Origin of the sequence: Phaeodactylibacter sp., from assembly GCF_022763345.1 — a bacterium.
Classification (GTDB): domain Bacteria; phylum Bacteroidota; class Bacteroidia; order Chitinophagales; family Saprospiraceae; genus Phaeodactylibacter.
In genome coordinates, this window is the sequence record NZ_JALEGS010000020.1 from 1 (window position 1) to 25089 (window position 25089).

General features: G+C 50.9%; 26 protein-coding genes. 13 read left to right on the top strand and 13 right to left on the bottom strand.

Features of this window, described 5'->3' with window-relative positions:
• The first annotated feature begins 478 nt into the window (after nucleotides 1–478).
• Genes MRY86_RS04830 through MRY86_RS04840 form a run of 3 tightly spaced genes read left to right on the top strand, consistent with a single transcriptional unit; the run spans nucleotide 479 to nucleotide 2203 of the window.
• Nucleotides 479–1036: a sigma-70 family RNA polymerase sigma factor gene (locus MRY86_RS04830; protein WP_293565911.1), complete on the top strand. Its 558-nt coding sequence runs from the start codon at nucleotides 479–481 to the stop codon at nucleotides 1034–1036.
• 4 nt (nucleotides 1037–1040) lie between these two features.
• Nucleotides 1041–1346, top strand: a complete 306-nt coding sequence (locus MRY86_RS04835; RefSeq protein WP_293565912.1) for a hypothetical protein — start codon at nucleotides 1041–1043, stop codon at nucleotides 1344–1346.
• Nucleotides 1347–1369: 23 nt separating this feature from the next.
• Nucleotides 1370–2203 carry a mechanosensitive ion channel domain-containing protein gene (locus MRY86_RS04840; protein WP_293565914.1) on the top strand — a complete coding sequence of 278 codons (834 nt, stop codon included), beginning with the start codon at nucleotides 1370–1372 and terminating at the stop codon, nucleotides 2201–2203.
• Here MRY86_RS04840 and MRY86_RS04845 read toward each other — a convergent pair.
• On the bottom strand, nucleotides 2200–2913 hold the full coding sequence (locus tag MRY86_RS04845) for a GH25 family lysozyme (RefSeq protein ID WP_293565916.1): 714 nt from the start codon (nucleotides 2911–2913) through the stop codon (nucleotides 2200–2202). The genes MRY86_RS04840 and MRY86_RS04845 overlap by 4 nt on opposite strands.
• 228 nt (nucleotides 2914–3141) lie before the next feature.
• On the opposite strand from MRY86_RS04845, the gene MRY86_RS04850 reads away from it, so the two are divergent.
• Nucleotides 3142–4362, top strand: a complete 1221-nt coding sequence (locus MRY86_RS04850; RefSeq protein WP_293565918.1) for an aspartate aminotransferase family protein — start codon at nucleotides 3142–3144, stop codon at nucleotides 4360–4362.
• Here the strand turns inward: MRY86_RS04850 and MRY86_RS04855 are convergent.
• Nucleotides 4337–5764, bottom strand: a complete 1428-nt coding sequence (locus tag MRY86_RS04855) for a lytic transglycosylase domain-containing protein (RefSeq protein WP_293565920.1) — start codon at nucleotides 5762–5764, stop codon at nucleotides 4337–4339. The two genes, MRY86_RS04850 and MRY86_RS04855, sit on opposite strands and share 26 nt — an antisense overlap.
• Before the next feature lie 324 nt (nucleotides 5765–6088).
• Between MRY86_RS04855 and MRY86_RS04860 the strand changes: the two genes are divergently transcribed.
• The 3 genes from MRY86_RS04860 to smpB all read left to right on the top strand — a co-directional run bounded on the left by MRY86_RS04860 (nucleotide 6089) and on the right by smpB (nucleotide 10587).
• Nucleotides 6089–7585, top strand: coding sequence for a helix-turn-helix transcriptional regulator (locus MRY86_RS04860; RefSeq protein WP_293565922.1), 1497 nt, complete (start codon nucleotides 6089–6091; stop codon nucleotides 7583–7585).
• 92 nt (nucleotides 7586–7677) lie between these two features.
• Nucleotides 7678–9990 carry a S9 family peptidase gene (locus MRY86_RS04865; RefSeq protein ID WP_293565924.1) on the top strand — a complete coding sequence of 771 codons (2313 nt, stop codon included), beginning with the start codon at nucleotides 7678–7680 and terminating at the stop codon, nucleotides 9988–9990.
• A gap of 126 nt (nucleotides 9991–10116) precedes the next feature.
• Entirely contained in the window at nucleotides 10117–10587 is a 471-nt protein-coding gene (gene smpB / locus MRY86_RS04870) for an SsrA-binding protein SmpB (protein WP_293565926.1), read from the top strand.
• 20 nt (nucleotides 10588–10607) lie between these two features.
• Here the strand turns inward: smpB and MRY86_RS04875 are convergent, their stop codons facing one another.
• Nucleotides 10608–11282, bottom strand: coding sequence for a metal-dependent transcriptional regulator (locus MRY86_RS04875; protein WP_293565928.1), 675 nt, complete (start codon nucleotides 11280–11282; stop codon nucleotides 10608–10610).
• 193 nt (nucleotides 11283–11475) lie between these two features.
• On the opposite strand from MRY86_RS04875, the gene MRY86_RS04880 reads away from it, so the two are divergent.
• From MRY86_RS04880 to MRY86_RS04890, 3 genes are all read left to right on the top strand, one after another.
• Nucleotides 11476–12840, top strand: coding sequence for a serine hydrolase (locus MRY86_RS04880; RefSeq protein ID WP_293565930.1), 1365 nt, complete (start codon nucleotides 11476–11478; stop codon nucleotides 12838–12840).
• Between the two features lie 68 nt (nucleotides 12841–12908).
• Nucleotides 12909–13631 carry a hypothetical protein gene (locus tag MRY86_RS04885; RefSeq protein ID WP_293565931.1) on the top strand — a complete coding sequence of 241 codons (723 nt, stop codon included), beginning with the start codon at nucleotides 12909–12911 and terminating at the stop codon, nucleotides 13629–13631.
• Between the two features lie 10 nt (nucleotides 13632–13641).
• On the top strand, nucleotides 13642–14232 hold the full coding sequence (locus tag MRY86_RS04890; RefSeq protein WP_044217405.1) for a hypothetical protein: 591 nt from the start codon (nucleotides 13642–13644) through the stop codon (nucleotides 14230–14232).
• A 51-nt stretch (nucleotides 14233–14283) separates the two neighbouring features.
• Here the strand turns inward: MRY86_RS04890 and MRY86_RS04895 are convergent, their stop codons facing one another.
• The 5 genes from MRY86_RS04895 to MRY86_RS04915 form a co-directional block, all read right to left on the bottom strand.
• Entirely contained in the window at nucleotides 14284–16389 is a 2106-nt protein-coding gene (locus MRY86_RS04895; RefSeq protein ID WP_293565934.1) for a prolyl oligopeptidase family serine peptidase, read from the bottom strand.
• A 158-nt stretch (nucleotides 16390–16547) separates the two neighbouring features.
• A complete protein-coding gene (locus tag MRY86_RS04900; RefSeq protein ID WP_293565936.1) occupies nucleotides 16548–16793 on the bottom strand; it encodes a hypothetical protein in 246 nt (81 codons plus the stop codon).
• 98 nt (nucleotides 16794–16891) lie between these two features.
• Complete coding sequence (locus tag MRY86_RS04905) at nucleotides 16892–17686, bottom strand: SDR family oxidoreductase (RefSeq protein WP_293565938.1); 795 nt, start codon at nucleotides 17684–17686, stop codon at nucleotides 16892–16894.
• Between the two features lie 76 nt (nucleotides 17687–17762).
• Complete coding sequence (locus tag MRY86_RS04910; RefSeq protein WP_293565940.1) at nucleotides 17763–18119, bottom strand: tRNA-binding protein; 357 nt, start codon at nucleotides 18117–18119, stop codon at nucleotides 17763–17765.
• A gap of 96 nt (nucleotides 18120–18215) precedes the next feature.
• Entirely contained in the window at nucleotides 18216–18890 is a 675-nt protein-coding gene (locus MRY86_RS04915; RefSeq protein ID WP_293565942.1) for an OmpA family protein, read from the bottom strand.
• A 117-nt stretch (nucleotides 18891–19007) separates the two neighbouring features.
• On the opposite strand from MRY86_RS04915, the gene MRY86_RS04920 reads away from it, so the two are divergent.
• Complete coding sequence (locus tag MRY86_RS04920) at nucleotides 19008–19481, top strand: hypothetical protein (protein WP_293565944.1); 474 nt, start codon at nucleotides 19008–19010, stop codon at nucleotides 19479–19481.
• Between the two features lie 8 nt (nucleotides 19482–19489).
• Here MRY86_RS04920 and MRY86_RS04925 read toward each other — a convergent pair whose 3' ends face one another.
• Nucleotides 19490–20671 carry an alpha/beta hydrolase gene (locus MRY86_RS04925; protein WP_293565946.1) on the bottom strand — a complete coding sequence of 394 codons (1182 nt, stop codon included), beginning with the start codon at nucleotides 20669–20671 and terminating at the stop codon, nucleotides 19490–19492.
• Between the two features lie 191 nt (nucleotides 20672–20862).
• Nucleotides 20863–21558, bottom strand: coding sequence for a helix-turn-helix transcriptional regulator (locus tag MRY86_RS04930; protein WP_293565948.1), 696 nt, complete (start codon nucleotides 21556–21558; stop codon nucleotides 20863–20865).
• Nucleotides 21559–21677: 119 nt separating this feature from the next.
• Here MRY86_RS04930 and MRY86_RS04935 point away from each other — a divergent pair, with 119 nt between their 5' ends.
• Together MRY86_RS04935 and MRY86_RS04940 are read left to right on the top strand one after the other, a co-directional pair.
• Entirely contained in the window at nucleotides 21678–21932 is a 255-nt protein-coding gene (locus tag MRY86_RS04935; RefSeq protein ID WP_293565950.1) for a hypothetical protein, read from the top strand.
• Nucleotides 21933–21945: 13 nt separating this feature from the next.
• A complete protein-coding gene (locus MRY86_RS04940; protein WP_293565952.1) occupies nucleotides 21946–22389 on the top strand; it encodes a hypothetical protein in 444 nt (147 codons plus the stop codon).
• 205 nt (nucleotides 22390–22594) lie between these two features.
• On the opposite strand, the gene MRY86_RS04945 is transcribed toward MRY86_RS04940, so the two are convergent.
• The 3 genes from MRY86_RS04945 to MRY86_RS04955 form a co-directional block, all read right to left on the bottom strand.
• Nucleotides 22595–23494: a sugar phosphate nucleotidyltransferase gene (locus MRY86_RS04945; protein ID WP_293565955.1), complete on the bottom strand. Its 900-nt coding sequence runs from the start codon at nucleotides 23492–23494 to the stop codon at nucleotides 22595–22597.
• Nucleotides 23495–23650: 156 nt separating this feature from the next.
• Nucleotides 23651–24325 carry a hypothetical protein gene (locus MRY86_RS04950; protein WP_293565957.1) on the bottom strand — a complete coding sequence of 225 codons (675 nt, stop codon included), beginning with the start codon at nucleotides 24323–24325 and terminating at the stop codon, nucleotides 23651–23653.
• A complete protein-coding gene (locus tag MRY86_RS04955) occupies nucleotides 24326–25087 on the bottom strand; it encodes a cyclase family protein (protein ID WP_293565959.1) in 762 nt (253 codons plus the stop codon).
• Nucleotides 25088–25089: the final 2 nt, after the last annotated feature.

Consider the following 25089-nt stretch of genomic DNA (forward strand, 5'->3'; position numbering starts at 1 on the left):
CGCCGATGGTACTACGAAAGTGGGAGAGTAGGTCGCTGCCAGCTCAAATTAGCAGAAGCCCCGTTGCAGAATACCGCAGCGGGGCTTTCTGGTTTTATAGCCCAGCCACCCAACCGGGCTGCCATGGCACTACTGCCCGGAAGCCCGGTTGCCGTTGAAGGCAATCTTTAGTACAGATTAGCACTCGGCGTTTGCCAATCAAAGCCCTTTCTTGTATATTCAACGCGACATAGAAGGTAAAGGAGTATTAGGGCTCACGTAGCATAATGCTCCAATACTTGAATAGATGCTCCCTTCATTTGTTAATTGCACATTTATCTTTACCGGGTACTCCATAGGCTGAAACGTTAAAGTTTGTATCTGTTCAGCATTTAGGAGTAACTTATTACTGAAACTTACGTCCCAATAATTCCTCAAAGGGAGTGTTGCGGGCAGTGTAAAAAACAAGTACCCCTTGGAAAACACTTGCAATAAGGAGATGAAGGACTTGAAGGTCATTCATAGTTATCTCGAAACGCAGGCCGCTGCTTGCTTCAAGGTGCTTTATGATCGTTATGTCGGTAAGATCTATGCCAAGTGCATATCAATGCTGAAGGATGAGGCGATGGCCCAGGATGCAACTCAGGAAATCTTTACAAAAGTGTTCCTCAACTTGTCGAGGTTTAAGGAGCAATCAAGGTTTTCGACTTGGGTTTATTCTATCACCTACAATTATTGCATCGATTACCTGCGCCGGAAAAAGAAGCAAAAGGACCTGTTCTCTGATGAGTTGGAGCAGGCCCCTGACCTGGCAGAAGAAGAGGTATCAGATAAAATCATTTTTGAAATAGAACTGGATCAGCTGGAGCGGGTCCTGCAGGAAATACCAGACAGCGACCGTATGGTGCTTTTGATGAAGTATCAGGACCGTATGTCTATCAAAGAAATCGCAGACATAATCGGCAAAACCGAAAGTGCAGTGAAAATGAAAATCAAACGGGCAAAAGCCAAAGCTCAACAAACGAGGGAGGCTTTGTTCCCCCAACCCATAATGTAGTGGCATGGAAGAAGGACCGAACAATTTCGAACGGCTTTTAGAGCGGCAGGCGCAGGCGATTCGCCCTGATGTACAGGAGCGGACGGAGCAGGGATTGTTCCAAACTTTCGAATCACTCCGCTTGGTGGGGCAATTGCTGGATGTATTTGTGCCCAAAATGGTCGATGTTCTGGTTGTGGCAGCAGGAGGAGACGCTAACACAAAGCCAGTTACTGCCGGACCGGAGACCATAAACCGAAAAGGTCCGGCTGCACCTCCGGATAGTCAGGGGCCCTCACTGCCGGAAGGTGGCCTGGATGAAATCAGATAACCAATAATTCAAAACATTCCACCGTGGACACGACCAACTTTAACCTGTGGAAAATTCTTGAACAATTACTGGCGGGCTTTGCTGCCGTAGTTCCTAATTTGCTCGGCGCATTCGCCGTATTAATCATCGGGCTGATCGTGTCCAAAATGTCACGGCGGCTGGTCCGTAAGATGTTGCAAACCATCGGTGCAGACCGTCTTGCCGAGCGTCTGAATGAGATTGAGCTACTTAGCAATAACAACATACGCCTCATACCCAGTAAGCTGTTATCCACAGTCGTCTACTATTTTTTGCTATTCATTTTCGTGGTGGCAGCGACAGATATCCTCAACATGGAGGTCATCTCCGTGCTCGTTGGCGATATCCTCAACTACGTACCGGTTGTGATTTCTGCCTTAGCCGTTTTGGTGATTGGACTGTTCATCAGTGATTTTCTAAAGAATATTGTCAAAACCACTTGTGACTCACTGGCCATTCCGGCCGCCGGGCTGATTTCGAATATTGTATTTTATTTTCTGTTCCTCAATGTCGTTATGATTGCCCTGGCGCAGGCTAAGATCGATACCGGCTTTATCCAGGACAACCTGTCTATCATTTTGGCAGGCATCGTGTTTGCTTTTGCTATTGGCTACGGATTTGCCTCCCGGAATATAGTGGCCAACTTTCTGGCCTCTTTCTACAATAAAGGCAAAGTCAGTATTGGCGATAATGTAGAAATAGATGGGGTAGCCGGGAAAGTTATTGCCATGGATAGCAGTACCATTACACTCGATGCTAAAGACCGCCGGGTCATTATACCATTAAGCAAACTAACAGATAAGAACATCGCTATCCTGAAGTCTGATGCCCCGGCCTAGCGCTGTGCCATTTCTGATAGCACCGGAGCAGGGAAGTAACACAGACTGTCCAATTTTTCGATATCTCCCTGGAAGACATTAAAATCCACTGGTCCTTCTATACCCTGCAGGTTGCCACGGTTGCCGTATTGCCAAAATTGCCAGTCCCGGCCACAGGCAGGGCGGGGCTCCCGACGGCTGTACCGGGCAATCCATAAAGGGTACTCATCGAAGTGACCGGCCAGGTATTTATTATAAAACTTAAGGTTGGTATACAAAATGGGTTTGACACCATAGTGGATTTCGGAAAGGTAAAGCCAGGTAAGCACACTACTGACTAGTTTTACTTTGGACACGCCGTCCAGCACTTCTACATCCAACACTGGAGGAAGGTCGCCCGGCTCAATCTGTACAGCCGTCTGGAAGTTGAATGCCTGCTCATATACAGGAGTCTGAGGCCTGAAAAAATGGTAAGCCCCACGCCGGATGTTGACCGCTTTCATAGCAGCCCAGTTATCACAAAATTGCGTGTCGATAAGGGTCATGCCCTCAGAAGCTTTAACAAAAGCAAACTGTACCCCCTGCTCTGCAACCGACTCCCAGTCAATCTCCGCCTGATAATGGGAGACATCAATACCATGCACCTCGTAGCCGGGCATACGAGCGGTCTCCTGTTCACAACCGAACAGCAGAAAACTAAGACCAGCAATCGTAAAAAAGTAGCTTTTCAAGCCCACCGTTTTCCTGCATTTAATGCCTAAAAATAAATAAAAGCCGGGGTACCTTGCAGATACCTGTACTAATATCGCTGATTAAAAGGTGCTTGTAAAGCCCTGGCAACCGCTTTAGTATTTTGATAACAGGCACAGTTTTCTTAAATACGGTGCGGGAGTTCAAAAAGATGCAGTAACAAAACTTAATTCACCGCACTTGTCGAGTGTTGGACAAAAATACCATTTATGAACCTTCGTCAGTTGTTTTTGCAACATGTTGCCCAAACGAGCGCCTTCCCGTTGATGCTGGAAATTGATTCTGCGCAGGGCATGTACTTGCACAATAAGGATGGCAAGACGTATCTTGACCTGATTGCAGGAATTGGGGTTAGTTGCCTAGGGCATAAGCACCCGGCAGTGGTAGAGGCAATTAAAACACAGGCAGACCGCTATTTGCACACACTGGTGTACGGAGAGTTTGTCCTGGCACCTCAAGTTCAGCTGGCAGAGTTGCTGGCCAGGCAATTGCCGGATAATCTGGAAAGTGTGTACTTCGTTAATTCAGGCACGGAAGCCACCGAAGGAGCTATGAAATTGGCTAAGCGCTACACCGGGCGTGCAGAAATTATTTCCTGCAAAAAGGCCTACCACGGCAGTACACAGGGCGCCGCCAGCCTGATGTGGCCTAAAGATTTTACACAGGCATTTCACCCTTTGCTGCCGGGTATTCGGCACATTGAATACAATTGCGAATCCTGCCTTCAAGACATCACTGCCCAAACCGCAGCAGTAGTGGTAGAGACCGTACAGGGAGAATGGGGCTTAAGGCCGCCCTCTGCAGGCTACCTCAAAAAACTGCGTCAGCGGTGCACCGAGGTGGGGGCTTTACTGATCTTTGATGAAATACAGGCAGGCTATGGCCGGACGGGCACGCTCTTCGCCTTTGAGCAGTATGACGTGGTACCTGATATCTTGCTACTAGCCAAAGGGATGGGAGGCGGTATGCCTATTGGGGCATTCGTAGCGAGCCGCGAAGTGATGCTGGCCCTTTCTGATAAACCAATTCTTGGGCACATCACTACCTTCGGAGGCCACCCGGTGAGCTGTGCTGCCGGGTTAGCAACCTTGCAAACGCTCCTTTCGACAGACTATATTCAACAGGTAAAGCAAAAAGAGGCGCTTTTTCTCGATTTGCTAAAACATCCGGGCATACGGGAAGTACGCAGTGCCGGCTTATGGATGGCAGTGGAAATGGTTGATTTTGATTTCATTCAGGCGGTCATCAAACGCTGCCTTGAAGCAGGGCTGCTGACGGATTGGTTTCTGTTTAATGACCGCTCCTTGCGCATCGCCCCGCCCCTCATCATTACGGAGGAGCAGATCCGATGGGCCTGTACGGTTATCCTGAACGCTGTGGAGCATACCTTTAATGCCCGAGGTCTTACTCGCTGGGATGTACTGAACTGAGCAATTCCCAGGGAATCTTGACCACATCACCCGCCCGGAGTTTGGTGTCCGGAGTGGCACCGTTCATTTCCACGATATTATGGACGGGCACAGCCGGGAACTGATTGGAAAACTCAAGCAGACGCTGACGATTGCGCATCACATAATAAGCAGGGACAGCCGGCAATTGTGGCTGGTAGGCATCGGGTAGCGAAAGGGCTGCCGGCATTGGTAAAGCAGGCAGCTGAGCCAGGTCTGGCACCCGTGGCATGGGCTTGAAGCGACGAATTTCCTTGGGATAGAAAACTTTCAGCTCCAGACCGGCACTCAGCGTGTCTGTCCGGAGTTGGTTCCAGGCAATCAGCTGATGCACGGATACTTTGAGCCGCTCCGCAATTTCCGTAACTGACTCCTTCTGAGTCACGAAATAGACCGTTTGGTGATACTGATCGGGTATAGGCGGTAAGGCTTTTACAGGACTCCCGTCGAAAAAAGCATCCGCCAGGTGATCGGGGCGTTTGGCTTCCATGTAATCTTTAACGGCCTGCATGACCCGCTTGGGGAGGACAAGGAAATTTCCGGTAGGATCGTTCGGGATCAGGTCCCGTTTGTAAGCAGGGTTAAGCGTTTTAATCCGTTCAATGGAAAGCCCTGTTAATTGTCCGATACGGTAAAAACTGATCGCATCGTATACCTTGATCGCTTCTGTGATTTGCAACTCTAAGTCAGGGTAGACGGGCTGAATATCATAGCTTTTGTAGTACTCCATCAGGTAAGTGGCAGCGATGAAGGCTGGCACGTAGTTCCGGGTTTCCCGTGGCATGTACCGGCGTATTTTCCAGAAGTTTTTGCTCCGGCCCCGCTTGATCGCACGGCTCACACGCCCTGAACCCCCGTTGTAAGCTGCAAGGGCAAGTGCCCAGTCGCCATACTTTTCGTAGGCTTTTTTCAGATAGTGGATGGCGGCTTCCGTTGACTTGTGCGGGTCGCGGCGCTCGTCCACATAGTCGTTGACTTTCAGGCCGTAATCAGCAGCGGTGCCGGGCATGAATTGCCAAAGCCCTTCTGCGCCCACCGGGGAAATCGCATGCGGGTCAAGGGCAGACTCCACTACAGGAAGGTATTTAAGCTGCTGTGGCATATTGTACTTAGCCAAAAGCGCTTCAATGGTGGGGAAGTAAAGCACGGCTCTGCCGGTGACAAGCTCTGCCTTCCGGGCTTCCCGGCGGTAGAGATAGCCTCTGATGTAGGCACCAACGATATTATTGTACTTTAACTCGAAGATGGGGTCTTCAATTTGTTCAAGGCGGTCGATAATGGTCGCCTCATCAAATTCGGGGGTACTGTCGGCATAAAGGGGCTGACAGGCAAGCACCAAGCTGACCAACAGCCCAAAGGACAGTTTAAAACACTGGGTTTTCATGGGTAGACATTATTGTGTGAACAGCACGGCAATTGGCCTCATGCGCTGTTTAGCTTCCAAAATTACGAAAAATTGGACAAGACAGGCTCCGCAAAATGTTAAGGCTGGGCTTATCCTCCAATATTGGATTGGAAACCAGTGTGTTGAGTGGTGTCTTTTGCAGCTGTTTAACCGCCGTATGGGCTGTACGTTCAGTAAACTGAAGGGTTTCTTCCAGATTCTCCTTTGAGCAGGAGGGGGGATCCGGGAAGCAGCATGAGAATAGGGCGTTACAAATGAGCTGTTTTGCGAAAATTCGCTAAAAAACTCCTATTTTTGGTGTCTATGAGCAGTAAAACCCAAAACGAGCGAATACTTTTCGGGCTGAAAGTGAAGCAATTGCGCCAGTCACAGGGCTTTTCCTTTGCAGCGCTTTCCAAAGCGTCAAAATTATCGGTCTCCTACCTCAATGAGATTGAAAAAGGAAAAAAGTACCCGAAGCCGGATAAAATTGAAACCCTGGCCGGCGCGCTCGGCGTGCCGGTAGCACAATTGACCTCCTTTGAGTTGAGCAAAAGTATGGCTCCGGTTGGGGAGTTATTGCAATCCAATTTTCTGAATGAGCTGCCCCTGGACCTTTTCGGCATAGAGCTGTCAAAAGTAGTGGAGATCATTGCGAACGCACCAGTGCGGGTTGGGGCTTTTATTTCCACCCTCCTGGAATTGTCCAGAAATTATGCGCTCAAGGAGGAGAATTTTTACTTCGGGGCTCTACGGGCTTATCTGGAATTGCACAACAATTACTTCGAAGATCTGGAGGAGGAAGTGGACCGCTTCATAAAGTTGTACGAAATACCCGAAGCCCGGCCCATCCCCGAAGCTACGCTGCGCCAAATCCTGGAAGACCGCTTTCACTATGAAATCGTGGAAAATGGCCTTGATCCTTATCCGGAATTGAAACCACTGCGGTCCGTATTTATCAGCAAAGACAAAAAACTGCTGCTCAACCGAAAGCTCAGCCCCATGCAGCGGGCCTTTCAGTTCGGTAAGGAACTGGGCTTTGAAGTGTTGCAGCTGAAGGAAAGGGCGAGCACTTCTTCCCTGCTCAAAGGGCGGGTGTTTGAAGAGGTGATCAACCATTCCAAGGCTATTTACTTTTCTGTCGCCCTGCACATTCCGCACGATCCTATCATTGCGGATATGCAAGCCTTCTTTGCCCAGCCTAAATGGGATGGTGAGGCCTTCCTGAGTATCATGAAAAAGTACGAGGCGACGCCGGAAATGTTTTACCACCGCCTCACCAATATCCTGCCCCGATTCTTTGAAATGGGGAAACTATTTTTCCTGCGTTTCCTGCATGATCCGGGAGAGGATGTATTTGAAATCGATAAAGAGCTCCACCTGAGCCGTCGCCACCACCCGCACGGCAATGGACTGTTCGAGCACTACTGCCGGCGCTGGGTGGCCTTGTCGTTGCTTAAAGACCTTTTTCAAATGCAGCGGGAGGGGAAATACGTCGACAACATAGTCCGTGCCCAGCGATCCAGGTATATCGGTACGGCTGATGAGTACTTTTGCCTGACGATTGCCCGGCCGGCATACCCTTCACCCGATCAAAATGTCAGTGTAACGATAGGCATTCTGATTACCCCGGAGGTGAAAAAGCGGATTGCCTTTCTCGACGACCCGGCCATTCAGTTCAGGGAAGTCAACAAAACCTGCGAGCGTTGCCCGGTAGCAGACTGTACAGAGCGTGCCGCGGCTCCCAAGGTGGTCACCCGTCGGGAGAACCTGAAGCAGATTCAGGCCCGCCTGCAGGATCTGGAAGGGGCGGCGCACTGACATTCCCAATAGTAGACCCCCGGTTTGCGGAACAATCCCTCAGGAATTCCCTATTTTCGCAACGTTGAATTACATAAAAATCCAATCCCGATATGAAGAAAGTAGTATGGTTCATGTTACTCCTGCCCATTGCCGCAGGATTGCACGCCCAAAAGGATATCACCCTCGAGGGTATTTGGAAAGATTACGAGTATGTTGCCAAGTCTGTGCCGGGCTTTAACTTCCTGAACGATGGTAAACATTACACCCGCCTGGAAGATAATAAGGTACAGCAGTATGACATCACCACCGGTGCCCTGGTCACTACCATTTTTGACCCGGCTACCGTTCGGGAGAATAAAGACTTTACCGGACAGGTGGATGGGTACGAATTTAGTGCCGATGAATCGAAAATGATCATCCGCAGCGGTACGGAGTCCATCTACCGGCGCTCTGTGAAGGCCAATTACTTTGTCTACGACCGGAAGGCAGGCACCCTGACCACCGTTTTTGACGAAGGCAAGCACAGCTACGCCACTTTTAACCCGCAGGCAGACCGCGTGGCCTTCACCTATGAGAACAACCTCTATTACCGGGATTTGTCTACCGGCAATGTGACACAGGTGACTACAAATGGCGAGCAGAACAAAATCATTTACGGTTCTGCAGACTGGGTGTATGAGGAAGAATTTGGCTTCGCAAAAGCCTTCTTCTGGTCAGAAGACGGGCAACGCCTGGCCTACTACCGGTTTGATGAACAGGAGGTCCCGCAATTTACGATGACCAACTACCACGATGACCTCTATCCGGAGTATGAGACATTTAAGTACCCTAAGGTAGGGGAGCAGAACGCAGTCGTCGATATCTACATTTACGATGTGCGGCAGGCGAAGTCGCTCCCGGTGGTGCTGGGCGAGGAGAAAGACATTTACATCCCCCGCATCAAGTGGACCAAAGATTCGGACAAGCTGTGTGTTTACCGGATGAACCGCCATCAGAATCAACTGGAGCTGCTATTGGCTGATGCCCGCTCCGGTGAGACCAAGCTTTTACTGAAAGAAGAAAACGATTACTACATCGCCGAAAGCGTACTGGACAACCTGACGTTCCTGGAGGATGGCAAGCGCTTCGTCTGGAGCAGTGAGCAGGACGGCTGGCACCACATCTACCTTTACAGCATGAAAGGGAAGAAACTGGAGCAAATCACCAATGGCGAATGGGAAGTAACTGAGCTCTATGGCGTCAACGAAGCAGAAGGCCGCATCTACTATCAGGCTGCCGACAAATCGCCTATGGAGCGTCAGGTATACAGCATCGGGCTGGATGGCAAAAACCGTCAGATCATCGCTGGTGCTTCCGGTTGGAATAGCGCTCAGTTTAGCAGTACCTACGATTATTACGTGGGGCAATTCTCCACAGTCAATGCACCGGCTACCTACACCGTGTATGACAAAAAAGGCCGCACGCTTCGGGTAATCGAAGAAAATAAAGACCTGAAGACCAAACAAATGGAATATGGTACACAGCCGGTTGAGTTTTTCAGTTTCGAAACCGCAGAGGGCGTGGAGCTCAACGGTTGGATGATCAAGCCCCGCGATTTCCGTGAAAACCGTCAGTACCCGGTCTTCATGTACCTTTACGGAGGCCCGGGCAGCCAAACGGTAACGGATTCCTGGAAAGGCATGAACTACTGGTGGTTTCAGATGCTTGCGCAGCAGGGCTATATCGTAGCAAGCGTGGACAACCGCGGTACCGGTGGGCGCGGAGAGGAATTCAAAAAAATGACGTACCAGCAGCTGGGTCACTACGAGACGATTGATCAGATTGAGGCCGCCAAGTATCTGGGCAGCCTGCCTTACGCAGATGAAAACCGTATCGGTATTTTCGGCTGGAGCTATGGCGGGTACATGTCCTCCCTCTGTGTACTAAAGGGCAATGACGTTTTCAAAGCCGGCATTGCTGTCGCACCGGTCACCAACTGGAAGTGGTACGACACCATCTATACCGAGCGCTACATGCGGACCTACAAAGAGAACGAGTCCGGCTACCGGGACAACTCACCGGTGTACTTTGCGGACCGTCTGAAAGGGGACTATCTGCTGGTGCATGGTATGGGGGATGACAACGTGCACTTTCAGCACACCGCCGAAATGGCGAATGCCCTGATCGCCGCGAATAAGCAGTTTGATACCTATTTCTACCCAAACCGAAATCACGGTATCTACGGCGGTAACGCCCGCCTGCACCTTTACCAGAAAATGACTGACTTTCTGGAAGAGAGCCTTGAGCCGGGCAAGAATATGATTGCCACCCGTGCCGGGCAGTCCATCCGCAAGCAGAAAATGCTGAAAGCTAATCCGAATATAAAGGTGGCCCCCGCAGAAAAAATGGCTCCCTTACAAAAACAGAAAGCAGCAGAACAGTAGCTGCATTAAGGATACCAACGGCGACTGTGCGTCATGGCTTCGTGCTGTGGCGCACAGTCCGCTGTTAGGTGAACTATTCAGTTTTCATTGTGGTTAGACTAAGTGGACTTGTAGAAAACCGGACGAATGGGCATAAGAAAGACCAAAGAACACGACGTAGAGATCATCAACCGCAAAGCAGGCTTTGAGTATCGCTTTCTGGATACTTTTGAGGCAGGTATCATGCTGCACGGTACGGAAGTAAAGTCGATTCGGAAGGGCAATGCCAATTTGCGGGATGCCTACTGCTTTTTCAGGAAAGGGGAGCTGTATATCAAAAGCCTTTTTATTGCGGAGTATGAGCACGGCAATATGTTTAATCACGAGTCCCGCCGTACCCGAAAACTACTGCTTAAACGCCGGGAGCTGGGCAAACTGGAAAAGCAGCTCAAGGAAAAAGGGCTGACGATTGTCCCGGTGCGCCTGTACATCAACGAGCGCGGGCTGGCTAAACTGGAAATAGCGCTGGCTCAGGGTAAGAAGGTCTACGATAAGCGGGATTCCATCAAGCAGAAAGATGTGAAACGGGATCTGGACCGGATCAAGAAAATGTACTAGCAGGCCTTCCGAAACCTATTCTAAGGCTTACCCACTTCCTTTTGTACAAAAAGATGCTGACTCACTTTCTTTGTGAGTAGCTGTTCCCGGTCTGCTCCAATTCGTACTCTCACCGATTCATCGTACTCAAAGCATTCCAGGATTTCCACCTGCGTACCCAGTATCAGCTGCATGCGGTCGAGGTACTGGAGAAAGCCCGAGGTGTGGTCGTTTACGCCCACAATGGCGCCTTTGTCTCCTGGTTTCATCTCATTGAGCAGGACCTGGCTGCGCTGTGCGAAATTGCCATCGGCATCCGGTATGGGGTCGCCGTGGGGGTCAAATTTGGGTAGCCCCAGGTGGGCATCGAGGCGCTCTACCAGCTTAGGCGATTTGATATGTTCGAGTTGTTCGGCGATTTCATGCACCTCATCCCAAGAGAAAGAGAGCTTATCTACCAGGAAAACCTCCCAAAGGCGGTGCTTTCGGATGAGGTGGGTGGCGATACGCTGGCCCTTGTCGGTCAAGGTGGCCCCCTTATAGCGTTCGTAGTGGATGAGGTCTTTATCAGAGAGGCGTTTGACCATATCTGTGACCGAGGCTGCACTCGTACTCATCTCTTTAGCAATAGCATTCGTGCTGGCCGCTTTATTCCTGCGCTCAGAAATTTTGAAAATGGCCTTCAGATAGTTTTCTTCCGTGTGTGATATTTCCATATTGGTTAAGAGCTGTCGGTATTGAAACAATCCAAACGGAATACCGTTGATGCTTATCGGGCTTGGACGTAAAATAAGGAGCCACTGTCTGTGTTCGGTACTAATGCTGCTGAAGCGGAAATTTTAACAGCAGACTGGTTTAACAGCAAGTTCATATTTGTATATTGCACATTTCAACTTTCCCGGCGGCTTTATGAAAAATAAGAGAAATTGGCGACTTCTGCTAGCATCACTGCTCTTTTCAGGGCTGGCTTTTGCATTTTCCGACCCCTTTAATACCCCGCCGATATTTCTTGCGCCTCAGGATGGCACCATAGAAGTTCTTACAGAACAGCCTTTTGAGCTGGACATTGAAGTGGAGGATATCGATAACGATATTGTGAATATCCGGGCAGAACATCTGCCGGACTGGATCACCTTCGACCCCTACCTGCTTCAACTGTACGGGCAGCCTACGCGGCTGGACCGCGGGACCTACTACATCACCATCAAAGCTGATGATGGGCGGGAAATACGCTCTAAGCGATTGGAGCTCGAAGTAAAATACGGGCATACGGCTCAGCAACACCTCGAAGAAACGGTCCGGACCACTTGTCAGGAGCGGCTTGCTAATCTCAAGGGCGTTTCCGCCGCAGTGATCGGGCCGGAGGGTCAGTTGTCTACTGTGGTCCACGGGCACAGCGATGCTGCTCGCCGGCAGCTGCTTGATCCTAATCATCGTTTCAGAGTGGCAAGCATCACCAAGCTATTTACGGCTACGCTCATAATGCGGCTGGTAGAGTTTGGCTATTTTGAGTTGGATGACCGCCTGACGGAGCACCTTGAGGTACCGGGCTTGCCCAATGGCAGCAGCATTACGATCCGGCAACTGCTTAGCCATACCGCAGGTGTCATTGACCACCTCAACCACCCTTCCTTTTACCGGGGCAACTGGAAATACCGGACCTGGGATGAAAAAGATATCTACCGCTTTGCGGCAGTCCGAAGCCCCCGGTTTTCGCCCGGGCAGGGGTACGACTATTCTAATACCGGATTTTACCTGCTTGGAGCGCTGGCGGAGACCGTACTGGAAAAGCCACTGAAAGATGCCTTCCGGGAATACATCTTTACGCCGGCCGGGCTCAATCAAACGATTTACGATGACTTTAGCGACCGGCGCCATCGCATTGACAGCCTGGCAGATAACGGCCGGGCTTACGAATATCACCTCTCGGCAGTTGGTGCAGCGGGTGCTATCGTAGCCACACCGGCAGATGTCGCACGTTTTGGGCATGCACTTTTCAAAGGCAAACTGGTTAGTGCACAATCCCTGGAGCTTATGCAGCAGGACCTGGGTTACGAACAAGGTGGTGACCACTACGGGCTGGGTATGCGCATGTGGGACGATCACGGGATCAAACACTTCGGGCATACGGGTGCCCTGATGGGCTACCGCTCTATTCTCATGTACCTGCCGGAATACGAAACGACAATAGCCCTGTCCACCCACCATAGTCACTACCGCTGGTATGATCTGGTGAATGATGTGTTGTTGGAAATGGCGGATTACTATAGGTAGCAGTAAGGCCTTAACAAAACAACATTGTGTTATTGTTGGCGTTTTACTGTCAAACAACCCCTTCGATCATGCAAATTAGCACGCTCATCTTTGCTCTGGTCGGTCTGTTAGCCCTTCCGTTATCAGCGCAGTACCACAGTCCTTTCTCCATTTCAGCAGGCGCGTATCTCAGTATCGGCTCTTGGAGTCGAGAATCCGACTATGGCCCTGATGCCGCTAAGCAACTGCCAAGTCTTGAAGATGGCCCCGGGGTACAGGTTGCTGGCAGGTGGTTGCCCATGGGTAAATCTCTTGGAGTGTCTGTAATGGTGGGTTTTCAGCCCGCTCCGGCAGCAGTCGGGGATATGTATGACAGGCTTGCTCAGGTTAGGCATGAGGCGGTTTCCAATGCAGGTAGTGATTGGTGGCTTCTGGGCGGCCCAACTCTTCTGCTAAGAGAAGGCCCCAATGGTGACCGGGTCTTTTTTAATCTGCTTGGCGGTTATCGTCAGGTTAGAATGGAGGATATTACTGAAACGTTTATTAGCTTATCAGACCTGAAGTACCGGGAGAACCTCTATCGGTTCACAGGCGAAGGAGGGTGGATGATTATGCCAGGAATCTGCGCAGAAGCCCCCCTCTTTGGTCCAGTCAGTTTGCAGGTCTCTGCTAATTACACCTACGCCGAAGTAAAACAGCGGGTAGAGCGGTTAAATGTTTTTGGACCGACAAGGCCCTCGGTATATCCTCAACAATTGACGCTCCGGCAGCATGCATTTTTTGGGACACTTGGCTTTACGGTTGAACTTTAAAAACTTGATTATGCGACATTTCGTTTCTTGCCTGCTCCTTGTCCTGATCGGATCGGGGTGCGTTCAACTTACTACTGACTACGATAGTACCTCGTATCCATCAGAAGAAGACTTTCTTGCTAATGACACCATCGCCTTTTTTCTCAATGATTTTCTGTGGCTGCCTCTTGGGAACACATCCGGATTCAAGGGATGGTCTGCTGGTAGCCCGAATACCTTTCAGTATCAGGCAAGTTATGATTCCACTGAAAATACCTATAGTTTTCGCCTCTTCCCATTTATGAACATTCGATATGAAGGGGAAAGAATTTTCAGTCAAAGCATGGATACGGAGATACTTAATGTCCCTGAGGAAGTGGTCCGGGAAGGGGGGACTGTGTTATTAGACGGAGCTGAAGGGCGGATGATGCAACTGGATGATGCAGTCAGAAATGAGGGATATTTGAATACCGAAACCCATACAGTACGGGTACTATTTCTCCCAATTGACCCTGCCACTAACCGGGTGGAAGCTCTATTTGATGGAGAAGTTGTTGCCCGCTTTGATGATGCTGACGTCTTTACAGTAAGAGACGGGCGTGTCACTATGTTTGTAGAATAAGGTTGACTGCGGAACCCGAACGTACTCAGGCTCCGCAGTCAGGGATTAAACTTACTCTTCCATACCGAGCTCCCGCATCATAAACCGGTAACGGTGTTCGTAATAATCAATCAACTGATCCGTTGACTGCCCGGAACCGTGCCCGCTATCGTAATTGATGTAAAGCAGAATCGGGTTTTCCTGCCCCAGGTTATTTTGCAGGGCCGCGGCAAACTTTTTGGCATGCAATGGGTCGACCCGGGAGTCATTCTCGCCCGCCGTTACCATCATCGTAGGATGGTCTACGCCCATACGGATGTTGTGGTAAGGCGAGTAGCGCAGGATATTTTGGAAATCTTCCTTTTTGTCCGGATCGCCATATTCCGGAATCCAGTACCGGGCAATCAGGAATTTGTGAAAGCGGATCATATCCAGCAGCGGTACGCCACAGATGGCGGCTTTAAAAAGGTCAGGCCGCTGTGTTACTACAGCTCCCACCAGCAGGCCCCCATTACTTCCCCCTTCAATGCCCAGCTTTTCAGTGCTTGTGTAGCCTTCTTTGATCAGGTACTCTCCAGCTGAAATAAAGTCATCAAAGGTATTCTGCTTTTTGAAGAGCATGCCGTCTTCGTGCCATTGCTCCCCGTACTCGTCACCGCCCCGCAGGCCAGCGTGCGCAAACACTCCGCCCCGGTTGATAAACATCGCCCGCATGCCAATAAAGGAGGGTGAAATACCGATATTGAACCCGCCGTACCCGTAGAGGACCGTTGGGTTGTTCCCATCAAGCTCCAACCCTTTTTTGTGGACCAGGAACAGCGGTACTTTGGTGCCATCTTTGGAGGGGTAGAATACAATCTTAGCTTCAATCTCATCCGTGTTGATGGGCACTTCCTGCTTGTAGTATAATTCCCAGTTCAGTTGCTTTTTGTCCAGGTCCTCCGGATCAAGGCGGTAAATTTGGTAAGGGCTGGTGAAGGTACTGAGCCCCACGAAAATGGCATTCACATCGCGGTTGTAGCTTACGGATGCGACGTTGCCCACCTCTGGGGCAGGAATCTCTTTGATCTTTTTACCCTTGAGGTCACGAAGCACCATCCGGCTAAGGACGTCTTTCTTTTCTACGGTGATCAGGTAGTCGTCAGTGACGGCATAGCTCTCCAGCACGATGTCTTCCCGTTCCGGCACAAGCGTAGCCCAATGCTCAAAGCCCGGCTTTTTTTGATCCGCGACCATAAGCTTGAAGTTGGGCGCTTCATGGTTGGTGTAGAAGTAGATTTTGCCATCAATGGCGTAAGGGGAAACCCGGAATTTTTGGTTGGCGTAGATTTCCACCGGCTCGTTGTCGGAGCCCGTCTGCTTCATGCGCAGGGAATGGGTGGCGTAAAAGTCGCCCTCGCTGTAGAAGGTCAGGTCAGCATAGCGGGCATCGCTCACGCTCGCTGTATTTTTGGAATCTTCAGGCACGAGCAGGGTGACATCCTCAGAGCGGTCACTGCCGATCTTGTGAAGGCGTACTTCGATAGGCTTTTGCGCATCGATCATCTCCTGCGTTCGCACCCAGATGTAGGCGTGTTGCTCGTCCTTCGTCCAGGAAAAAGCACGCAACCCCTCGACGGGGTCGCCAAGCACTTTGCCCGTCTGCGTATCAATGATGTAATAGGTGCTGATCTCCGCCCCCTTGGATTGCATGCCTACAGCTACCCGGCTGCCATCCTCTGTGAAGCTGCGGCCCGAAAGGGAGGATTTACCGGAAGGATCAATCGCTTCCGGGTCGAAGAGCAGGAGTTCTTTCCCATCGATAAGGGTATACAGCTTAGACTGCTTTTCGCCCTTTTTGCGGCGGGTGAAAAACTGCCGGTCGGCCACGAGTTGCATGGGGCTCTCAATATCCCGGTCAATGTAAGCCTGTATCTCCTCCCGGAGCCCGGGGATAGGGGGGCATTCCGTGTCGATGTAATTCAGGGTGGCATCGTGCTGTGCCCGTGTCCATTTTTGGACCTCCGGGTCCGTTTTGTCTTCCAGCCAGCGGTAAGGGTCTGTAAGTCGGTAGCCATGCAGGGTATCTGTTACCGGCCGTGATTCTGTGTGTGGAAAAATGAATTGAGCTTGCGTCTGTTTCATACCTGCAAAGGTAAAGAGAAACAGCAAAGCGACTTGCAGATTGATCAGCTTCATATTGAGCGTCGTGGTTTTGCAGGCAATATACGGCAAAGGAGGGGTTCAAAATTGCAAAAAGGCTTGCTCCTGCCCGTTACCGGACAAGAACAAACCTTTCTTGCAGGGCGAGCAAAGGCGGTTCGCTCCAGCCCTGCCCCTAATCGGCAATCATAAATTTATAAGCTATAGTCTTCTAAGCTTCTTACCGGTGGACGCCGCTTTACGGAGTGGTCCGGAGTGGAATCAAACCCTTCCCGTTGTGCCGTAGAGTATAGTTCGAATATCCAGGCAGCACCGCCCAGGAATATCAGGTTGCCAATAATGCCTAAGTGCCCGGTCAGGGTAAGCGCCAGCCATATACCAATGACAGCTACGCTGATGACCGCAAAAATTGCTCGGAATGCTTTGGTTTGGGTGCGCATAACTGTAAATTTTTAATTCAGTTTCAAGGTATAGTAATCCACAGGTCGGCGCTATGATTTTGGCTACTTTGGGTGATGAGAAAAGTCATTCTGCTACCTCACTCTGGCCGTGCTTCACTGCCCGCCAAAATTCCTCCGTCAATGTGCAGTTCCGTGCCGGTAACGTACTTTGATTCATCAGTAGCGAGGTAGAGCGCAGCATAAGCCACATCCTCCGGCTCACCGAATTTACCGAGGGGAATGCCTGCCTCCACATTTTTTATGATTTGCGCCCTTTGTTCCCCTTCGCCGAGCATAGCGTCCCACATAGGGGTCATAATGGCGGCCGGGTGGATGCTGTTGCAGCGGATACCGTATCCTTTTTCTGCACAGTACAGGGCTACGCTCTTGGTGTGGTTGCGCACCGCAGCTTTGCTCGACGCATAGGCCACAGCACCCGGTATTCCCACAATCCCACTGCGGGAGGAGATATTGATGATGCTGCCTCCGCTTGCTTTCATCAACCCAATACCGTATTTGCAGCCCAGCATAGTGCCTGTGCTGTTCACCCGGTGCACGGTGTCCCAGGTGCTTAAGTCAGCATGCTCGGGGTCGAAAGGGCCGGGCGCTTCCAGAAAACCGGTGATGCCAGCGTTGTTGACAAGAACTTGCAGCGAGCCGAAGTGCTGCCGGATATAATGGTCTGCTGCCTGCCAGTCCGCTTCTTCCCCAACATCAAGGTGGAGGTAGTGCGCCCGCTCGCCCAGTTGATCAGCAATGGCCTGCCCTTCTTCATCGCGTATGTCTGTGAGCAATACCGTGGCGCCTTCCGCGTGGAAAACGGTAGCGATGGCTTTACCGATGCCCCGGGCGGCACCGGTGATGAGGGTGGTTTTATGCTTTAGTCGTGCCATATTTTTTCTTCAAAGATAGCGGAGATACCTTTTAGGGGCGTTCGAAAATGAAAAACCGTACATCCTCTGCAAGGCTTTAGCTTATCCGAAGCCCGTTCGGCACCGCCTGATCCGTATTGAGCAGGGTTACCCCGCCCGCTTCGCTCACCGCACCCAACACCAGGCACTCGCTGATCATATTGGCAATTTGCTTGGGCGGGAAGTTGACCACCGCAATGACCTGCCGCCCTAATAGCTCCTCAGGCTGATAGTGGTCTGTGATTTGGGCTGATGTTTTGCGCTCGCCCAGCGGGCCAAAATCAATATGCAGGATGTAGGCGGGCTTCCGGGCCTGTGCATTGGGGTAGGCTTTCAGAACAGTGCCCACGCGCATGTCCACTTTTGTAAAGTCGCTCCAGCTGAGGGCGTTATCGGAGGCATTAGGCTGAGACATAGTCAATGGATGGTTTGCCACAAAAATAGGCCCCTGCATGGAAATTCCATGAGGAGCCTGTCTAATCTTGTAGGGAAAAGAGCAATAAGGAAGGCTTTATTCACCAATTTCCCCTTCCTGAGCGGCTTCCTTGAGGTCTTCATTCGCAACGATAGCTACCTCCACCCGGCGGTTTTCCTGTCGCCCGGCAGCAGTTTCGTTGGTGGCCACCGGCTTTTCCTCTCCATACCCTCTCACGGTAAACCGGCTGGAGCTCACATTTTGCTTGGCGAGGTATCCGGAAACGGAACGGGCGCGGCGCTCGGATAGCCGCTGATTGTAACTGTCCGTTCCCTGACTGTCGGTATGCCCTTCTATGATGATGTTGGTCTCATCGTACTCCTTAAGGGCATTGGACAACTCGGTCAGGTTTTCTTTGGTCTCCGCCCGGAGCTGATAGGAATCGAGGTCGAATAGCAGCCCGGAGTCAAAAGTAATGAGAATGCCCTCGCCTACACGTTCCACTTCGGCATCTTCGAGGTCTTCTTCAATTTCTTCGGCTTGCTTGTCCATGTAATTGCCAATAAGGGCGCCGGCTGTACCACCTATGGCAGAGCCGATAATAACGCCCGCAGCGGTATTGTCCTCCCCACCAATAATACCGCCGATGACGCCTCCGGCTGTTCCGCCAATCACGGCACCTTCTGATGTTTTTGTGGTATTGCAGGCTGTACCAAGCAGTAGGCTAAGGGCTATTACAGGTGCCCAGGAAAATCGAATTGTTGTTTTCATGGTTCAATAGGTTTATTTGCTGTAAAAGGCGTAGATCACAGTGATGTTCGTTTGTGGGCTGTTTCGAACACCAGCTACAACTTTCAGTTTCTAAAGCGAATGAAAACTGTATAAACCATGAACCACTTGAAAAAAGCAACGCTGGCTATTTTAACCTTTATGCTTTCCCTGACCCTTCATGCTCAGGACCGTAATCCCGGATCCGTAGGCATCGGTGCGCAATTCGGGCAACCGACCGGGCTGAGCGTGAAAGTGTACAACCCCAATGGCATGTCAACTGATATCCTGGCAGCTTGGGACCTGAATGATTTTTTCTTCCTCAATATCCACGGACTAATAGAAAACCATATCGGGAGTTCAGGACGCTTGCACTATTTTGTAGGGCCAGGTGCCTTTGCGGGCATTCGCGATACCGGAGGGGAGTCTCTATCGGACCAGGATTTTGAAGCCGGAATTAGTGGTAATTTTGGCCTGAATATCATTTTCGGTACCATTGAAGTCTTTGGGCAGGTGACTCCGCGCCTGAAATTGACTGATGGCACAGCCGGTGCCGTGGGTGGAGGCGCAGGCATTCGTTTTTATCTGCCATAAAACCTTCTTTACCTTTTCAACCCTTCAATCATTGCGCGCTGGGCTTCGGTACTGTAGCTTTGCCACAGTACTTTGTCCATGCGCCATTTCCCCCACTCATCCTGCGAGAGCAAAACGTAGTCAAATCCCCAGATCGCACTGACTTTTGCGGAAGCGGTCTGACTGGAAATATCAAATACTTCAACCTTACTGGGAGCGCCTTCCGGAATCTGCCCCCGGCGATTGTAGCGGTCCGCAGTTTGTACCAGCTGCCCGAAGGTCATGTCTGAGTAGCCCCACTGGCCTGATCTGCCAGAGTAGAAATGCCCGGATTTCTGTAAAGTGGTATCGGTCACTTCATAAACCAGGCTACTGTCTACCTCATAAATGGAACGGACGTATTGAGTGAGGACCTGCCTGATATCTCTTTCGTCAGCAGCGTTGTAGCCCTCCATGAAGGTATCAATGGCATCAAAGTAAATCCCTGGTTGCTCCAGCCAGCCGTAGTGCCCGCATGCCGGCATCAGGATGAATTCAGAATGGGGAAAAGCATCGTGAGCGTCCTGCCCTGTTTGCGGCCGGATGACGTCCTGTTCGCCCTGAATGATGAGCACAGGCTTCCGGAACTGGGAAGCGGCTTCCCGTGTATCGTAGGAAATCCGTCGCAGGTCCTGCCAGATCAGTTGGTTGATTTGCCTGTTGCCCTGCCCTAAACGCTTTGCAATCTGTGGCGCATGGCTATCGTCATAAACATAGGCTCTAGCCATGAAAGCATGCCGTTTTTCCTGTACAAGTTGAGTGGTGTCGCCAGATTGTAGGCGCTCTGTCCAGTAAAGGAAAGAGTCACGCTGTATCTCAGTCAAATTTTGGGTGAGGTCAAAATAATCCAACAGCCCAAGGTCGATGCCGCCGGAAGCAGAGGCGATAAACCCCTTGACTGCAGCGGGGTATAGTGAAAGGTAGAAATTGCCCAATACGCCACCGAAGGAATGCCCAAGCACAGTCCATTCCTGATAGCCGAGGTGTTTCCGGAGGGCTTCCAGGTCTGCGGCCATCAGGTCCATCGTCATAGTTTCCGGGCTGATGTTTTCCATGACGGACTGGCCGGTGCCACGTTGATCGTAAAGAATCACCTGATAGCGCTCGCTCAGGGAACGGGCCAGTCCCTGAAATCCCCGGCAATTAAGTAAGGGGGCAAATACAAATTGCACAATACGGGGCGCGACCAAAACGCCAGAACCCCTGTAAATACTAGTGCTTTGGAAAAGGTGGCAAAAAGAAACCAAAAACAAATTGCGCAAAACGGGCGGCCGAACGACATTTGAATAGCGCTAGACCTGCCAACAAGTGGCGCTCAAATGGTGCGCACTGGTGACCGCATAGTAACTTCCTGGCAACATTCCTATAGATACGATAGTATAGCGTAGCACTCCCAAACCTCCTGGACAGATGAAGCGGCGAGGTGCTGCGGCGGATACTCCTGGTAGTTACTGTAGTACAGAGTAATGCCGTCTGCCTCTGCCTTACCGTAGCAGGTGGAAAACATTGAAGGCGAGTAAGTTATAAAGTAAATGCTGCCCGGGCGCACCTCTGCCGCCTGGGCTTTTTTTGTGCACCAAATGTACTGACCGGGCTTCAGATGGGGCTGCATGGCATCACCTATAACCTGGAAGCCCTGGGAGCCTGGGCGCAGCCCTGGTATGCTGGCATGTGGTAAGGGATCCTTGAGCATGCCTGCGGCGTAGCGCTGCAAATGCTGAGCACTCACATATGGGCAGTGGTTGTCAATTAGGTCTACAAGATTCGGAGAAAGGTCTACATAGTTAGGTCTACAATCCTCTACTTTATTTATCAGAAAATCTGATGATCGGTCAAGACTGTATGGGGGTAATTCTGATAAGTCATTTTTAAGAAGCGCATCCACTGATACCTTAAACAAATTAGCCAAGTCAATAATCAGCTCAAGACTTGGATTGTTCTTGCCACTCTCCCATGCAGGTATGTTGCTCTGCGCCACACCTATAACACTAGCTAACGCATGTTGAGACATTCGGTGCAGCTTTCTCAGCGACTTTATATTCTTAGCTAATTGCTCCAAAGTGTTAAGGAATTGTTAAAAAATCAGTTTTACTGATTTTATACTTGAATTATCAGAAAAACTGATATACATTTGCTCAAGGATACAACGAAAGTAAAACAACCAAAGCAACTATTCAAATGACACTAGAAGAAAAACAACAATTGCGCAAGGGGCTGCGGCAGTACCACGGAGCGTTCACGGAGGTCGCTCGCCGGTGCGAGTGCACTTTGTCATTCGTGATGCAAGTCTTTAATGGCTCGCGCAATTCTGAGTACGTATTGGCACAGGCATCAAAGTTACTACTGGAGCGCACGGAGGAAAAAGCGAAACTGGAAAAGCAAGCCATTACTGACCTGAAGGCTGCAATGGAATTAGCTCAACAATCCTCCTAAAACGTGACATGGTATGACGACCAATTTTGCAGAAATAGAAAACAGGATTTGCATTAGCACGGCGGCGGTTATCCCGGCGATTCATCACAACGAAAAGTCAGCAGAGAAAGTGGTGAAAATGGGGCTTTACCGCAATCGCAAAGGCAACGATTCCTGGCAGCACTATGAAGACAAAGCCGACTCGCGCAAGCGGTGGATTGTGATTGACACAATCCCTGAGCTGACGCGGCAGCGTATCGAGGCATACTATGGCGATACACGCCTGGCATTCTACACCGAGCAGATGCTGAGCGCAGCCTTGACACGCATACAGCCGGATGATAAGGCACACTTCCTGGCGATGCGGGCCATCAGCGAAACAAAGTGCGTGCAGTTGGCGGAGGCTTGCGGGTGGATGCGCCTGGTGATAAGGCCCGGACCGCCGTTGATGATCACGATAGGCGCTCCCTCACCGTAGCATTCGTAGTACAAGTCTACGCCTTCAGCCGGAGCGAACCCGGTTTTGGGCTGTGCCCTTAAGAATAGCCCGGTAAGCAGCAAAAGAGAAAAAAGAAAAGATCGCTTAGCAGTCATAAAGCAGGTGATTTTCCTGAAAGCTAAGCGATCTTAGGCGTTAAAAGCGGTCAATTATTGCTAAGTAATGTTCTGTCAAGAGATTACCACTACTTCCACAGGTGCTCAGGGTATTGGCCCTCTGCCGTCAGTTTGGCGAAAGCCTCTTGCACCATGGGTTTATCTTCCTGATAAGTCACACCGTACCAGCGCTCCGCATTGGGGATGACCGTGAGGTCGATTTTGCCTTCATTGATCAGGCGGTTGATAACGAGCGGGATGTAAAATTCCGCACGGGGCTGATCCCGGTGCGCTTCCACAAACTCGATGAAGTGCTGCCGGGTGGCCTCAAAAACGTTGGGGTGGAAGCCCCAGAAGTTCATGGACACCAGTGCGTCCGGGCTTAGTGGGTGCTGCCCGTCATTTTCTTCGTATACAATGCCATTGGGCGTGCGCTGAATTTTGTGGCGCTCCACCACATCGGTCAGGTGGCCGGCTTCGTCTACTTCACAAACCCCACGGTTGACATGGCCGGCATCGGAGAGTGTCTTGTCCAGTTGGTAGCCAATCATGCTGTAGTGGTCCGGTGCGCAGTCATCTTTTAGGAAATCTGCCATGGCCTTGAAGCTGCTGATGCCGTAGTAGTCGTCAGCATTAATAACAGCGAAAGGCTCATTGATTTTGTCGTGGGCCACCAGGACGGCATGAGCCGTACCCCAGGGTTTTTCCCGTTCAGGCAGATCGCTAATGCCTTCTACCGGGGTATTGATGGCCTGAAAGGCATACTCGATTTCCACCTTATCGTCGAACTTGCCGCCGAACTTTTCGCGGAAAGCCTTCTCAATATCTTCCCGGATGACGAAGACGATCTTGCCAAAGCCGGCGCGGATGGCATCGTAAATGGAGTATTCAATAATCACTTCTTCGTTGGGGCCCAGGCCGTCGAGCTGTTTGAGGCCACCGTAGCGGCTGCCCATACCGGCTGCAAGGATAAGCAAAGTTGGTTTCATGGATTTTTGCTGCGAATATAGTGGGAATCCCCGGCATTGCCAGCCCGGAACTGACGGAGAAAAAAAAATGCATCATTTATTCCTGCCTGCCCGTGAGGTCATGGCCAAGCAGGCAGGTCCTCCAAACGGCTAAGGAGCAAACCTGTATTACTTTTCCTACCGGAGCAGTTTTTCGTGGCGGATTTGCTGCACCATCCGTTCTACCCGTTGCTCCACCCGGAACCGGTGCAACAGCAATCCGCCCACGAGTGAAAGGCAACCAATGCCAAAGATGGTATTGCGGGAACGTTCTATCAAGTCAGCGTGCATCTCGTAGAAAGGGCGTACGAGCAGCACTTCGATAGAAATTACCAGCGCAGCAAGCAGAAAAAGAAAAATGGCCGTGGCTTTGGCGCGTTCCAGGAAAGTAGGTTCCATCCGGCGCAGGCATTTTTTGAGGAAACTAATGGCGTCATTGTGATAGGGGTCAATTCGAATAAGTTGCAGCAGGATATAGTGGCACTTTTCGTATTGCATGCACTGAAAATGAGAAGCCGCTTTTCTAAAGAGCAGTTGTTCGTACAGGTTCTCTCCCGGCGGGCTTGCCACATTCTGTACAATGACCTCCTCGATCGCCACATTGACCATCAGCAGGTGCTTTTGGTGGGAGCCCACTTCAAAAAGGCTGTTGACATACGCCACAAGCATCTCGAAGTACTCCTCAAAGTCCAGCCCACGGATGGTGCCCTCCCGGCCTTCGTAGAAATGGATAATACGCCGGTAGTTGGTGGCATCAATCTCCTTGAAGTCACGAAAGGTTTTGGAGTGATATGTGGACTGATAAAATGGCATTTATTCAAAGGGTTCTAAAGCGTACAGAACCGGCTTGCTCGGGCTGGCGTCAATTTCAAAGCTGGCCACCTGAAGGTTCAGTAAGTATAAACCATCCCGGATGGAATTGTTTACATAAATCAGCTCGGTTATGGTGCAATGTGCCCTGGGCGACTCCGGATATTGCCAGAAAGCCCGGTGCCCAAGCAGTTGCCCGCCATCTTCCTCCCGGTCTACGGAGGGCAGGTCGAGCAGCAAATGTTCAACACCGCGTTCCACCAGATAGTTAACGGCCTCGTGGTGCAGATAGGGCGGATTGGCGCCGGAGTAGTTGGTGATCATTTTGAGGTCATCATTGGGCAGCGTACGGATGATCAGCGCGGGCGTGGGCGGATGTGCTTCAAGCAGGGCCTCGAGTTGTTCTCGGTAAACTACCCGGTCCCCATTATCGGTTTTGGTTGGAAAGACACTCACGAGTCTGGCCGGGAAATGAAATTGTTGGAGGCACTGATTGATGGTGTAGGTTTCCTTCGCAATATGCCCTACGCATTCGGTATGGGTGCCGTTGCCATGAGGGGTCAGGCGGACCGTCAGAAAGTTGACTGCACCACCTTCCTGAGTGGAGCCGATAAAATCCCCAGCTACCACAGGGCTGTGCTCCATAGGAGGAGCGTAGAAGCAATTGACGGTTTCCAGGCCCGCTTTCAGGGGAATGGCAATATCTATGGGGTGCCGTAAGTCAGCCCTGTAAGTCAGGCCGTGCAATTGCAGGGTGGTTTGCATGG

Coding starts and splice junctions, on each gene's coding strand:
- MRY86_RS04830 (WP_293565911.1), top strand. CDS start 479: ATGAAGGACTTGAAGGTCATTCATAGTTATCTCGAAACGCAGGCCGCT.
- MRY86_RS04835 (WP_293565912.1), top strand. CDS start 1,041: ATGGAAGAAGGACCGAACAATTTCGAACGGCTTTTAGAGCGGCAGGCG.
- MRY86_RS04850 (WP_293565918.1), top strand. CDS start 3,142: ATGAACCTTCGTCAGTTGTTTTTGCAACATGTTGCCCAAACGAGCGCC.
- MRY86_RS04855 (WP_293565920.1), bottom strand. CDS start 5,764: ATGAAAACCCAGTGTTTTAAACTGTCCTTTGGGCTGTTGGTCAGCTTG.
- MRY86_RS04860 (WP_293565922.1), top strand. CDS start 6,089: ATGAGCAGTAAAACCCAAAACGAGCGAATACTTTTCGGGCTGAAAGTG.
- MRY86_RS04865 (WP_293565924.1), top strand. CDS start 7,678: ATGAAGAAAGTAGTATGGTTCATGTTACTCCTGCCCATTGCCGCAGGA.
- smpB (WP_293565926.1), top strand. CDS start 10,117: ATGGGCATAAGAAAGACCAAAGAACACGACGTAGAGATCATCAACCGC.
- MRY86_RS04875 (WP_293565928.1), bottom strand. CDS start 11,282: ATGGAAATATCACACACGGAAGAAAACTATCTGAAGGCCATTTTCAAA.
- MRY86_RS04880 (WP_293565930.1), top strand. CDS start 11,476: ATGAAAAATAAGAGAAATTGGCGACTTCTGCTAGCATCACTGCTCTTT.
- MRY86_RS04885 (WP_293565931.1), top strand. CDS start 12,909: ATGCAAATTAGCACGCTCATCTTTGCTCTGGTCGGTCTGTTAGCCCTT.
- MRY86_RS04890 (WP_044217405.1), top strand. CDS start 13,642: ATGCGACATTTCGTTTCTTGCCTGCTCCTTGTCCTGATCGGATCGGGG.
- MRY86_RS04895 (WP_293565934.1), bottom strand. CDS start 16,389: ATGAAGCTGATCAATCTGCAAGTCGCTTTGCTGTTTCTCTTTACCTTT.
- MRY86_RS04900 (WP_293565936.1), bottom strand. CDS start 16,793: ATGCGCACCCAAACCAAAGCATTCCGAGCAATTTTTGCGGTCATCAGC.
- MRY86_RS04905 (WP_293565938.1), bottom strand. CDS start 17,686: ATGGCACGACTAAAGCATAAAACCACCCTCATCACCGGTGCCGCCCGG.
- MRY86_RS04910 (WP_293565940.1), bottom strand. CDS start 18,119: ATGTCTCAGCCTAATGCCTCCGATAACGCCCTCAGCTGGAGCGACTTT.
- MRY86_RS04915 (WP_293565942.1), bottom strand. CDS start 18,890: ATGAAAACAACAATTCGATTTTCCTGGGCACCTGTAATAGCCCTTAGC.
- MRY86_RS04920 (WP_293565944.1), top strand. CDS start 19,008: ATGAACCACTTGAAAAAAGCAACGCTGGCTATTTTAACCTTTATGCTT.
- MRY86_RS04935 (WP_293565950.1), top strand. CDS start 21,678: ATGACACTAGAAGAAAAACAACAATTGCGCAAGGGGCTGCGGCAGTAC.
- MRY86_RS04940 (WP_293565952.1), top strand. CDS start 21,946: ATGACGACCAATTTTGCAGAAATAGAAAACAGGATTTGCATTAGCACG.
- MRY86_RS04945 (WP_293565955.1), bottom strand. CDS start 23,494: ATGAAACCAACTTTGCTTATCCTTGCAGCCGGTATGGGCAGCCGCTAC.
- MRY86_RS04950 (WP_293565957.1), bottom strand. CDS start 24,325: ATGCCATTTTATCAGTCCACATATCACTCCAAAACCTTTCGTGACTTC.
- MRY86_RS04955 (WP_293565959.1), bottom strand. CDS start 25,087: ATGCAAACCACCCTGCAATTGCACGGCCTGACTTACAGGGCTGACTTA.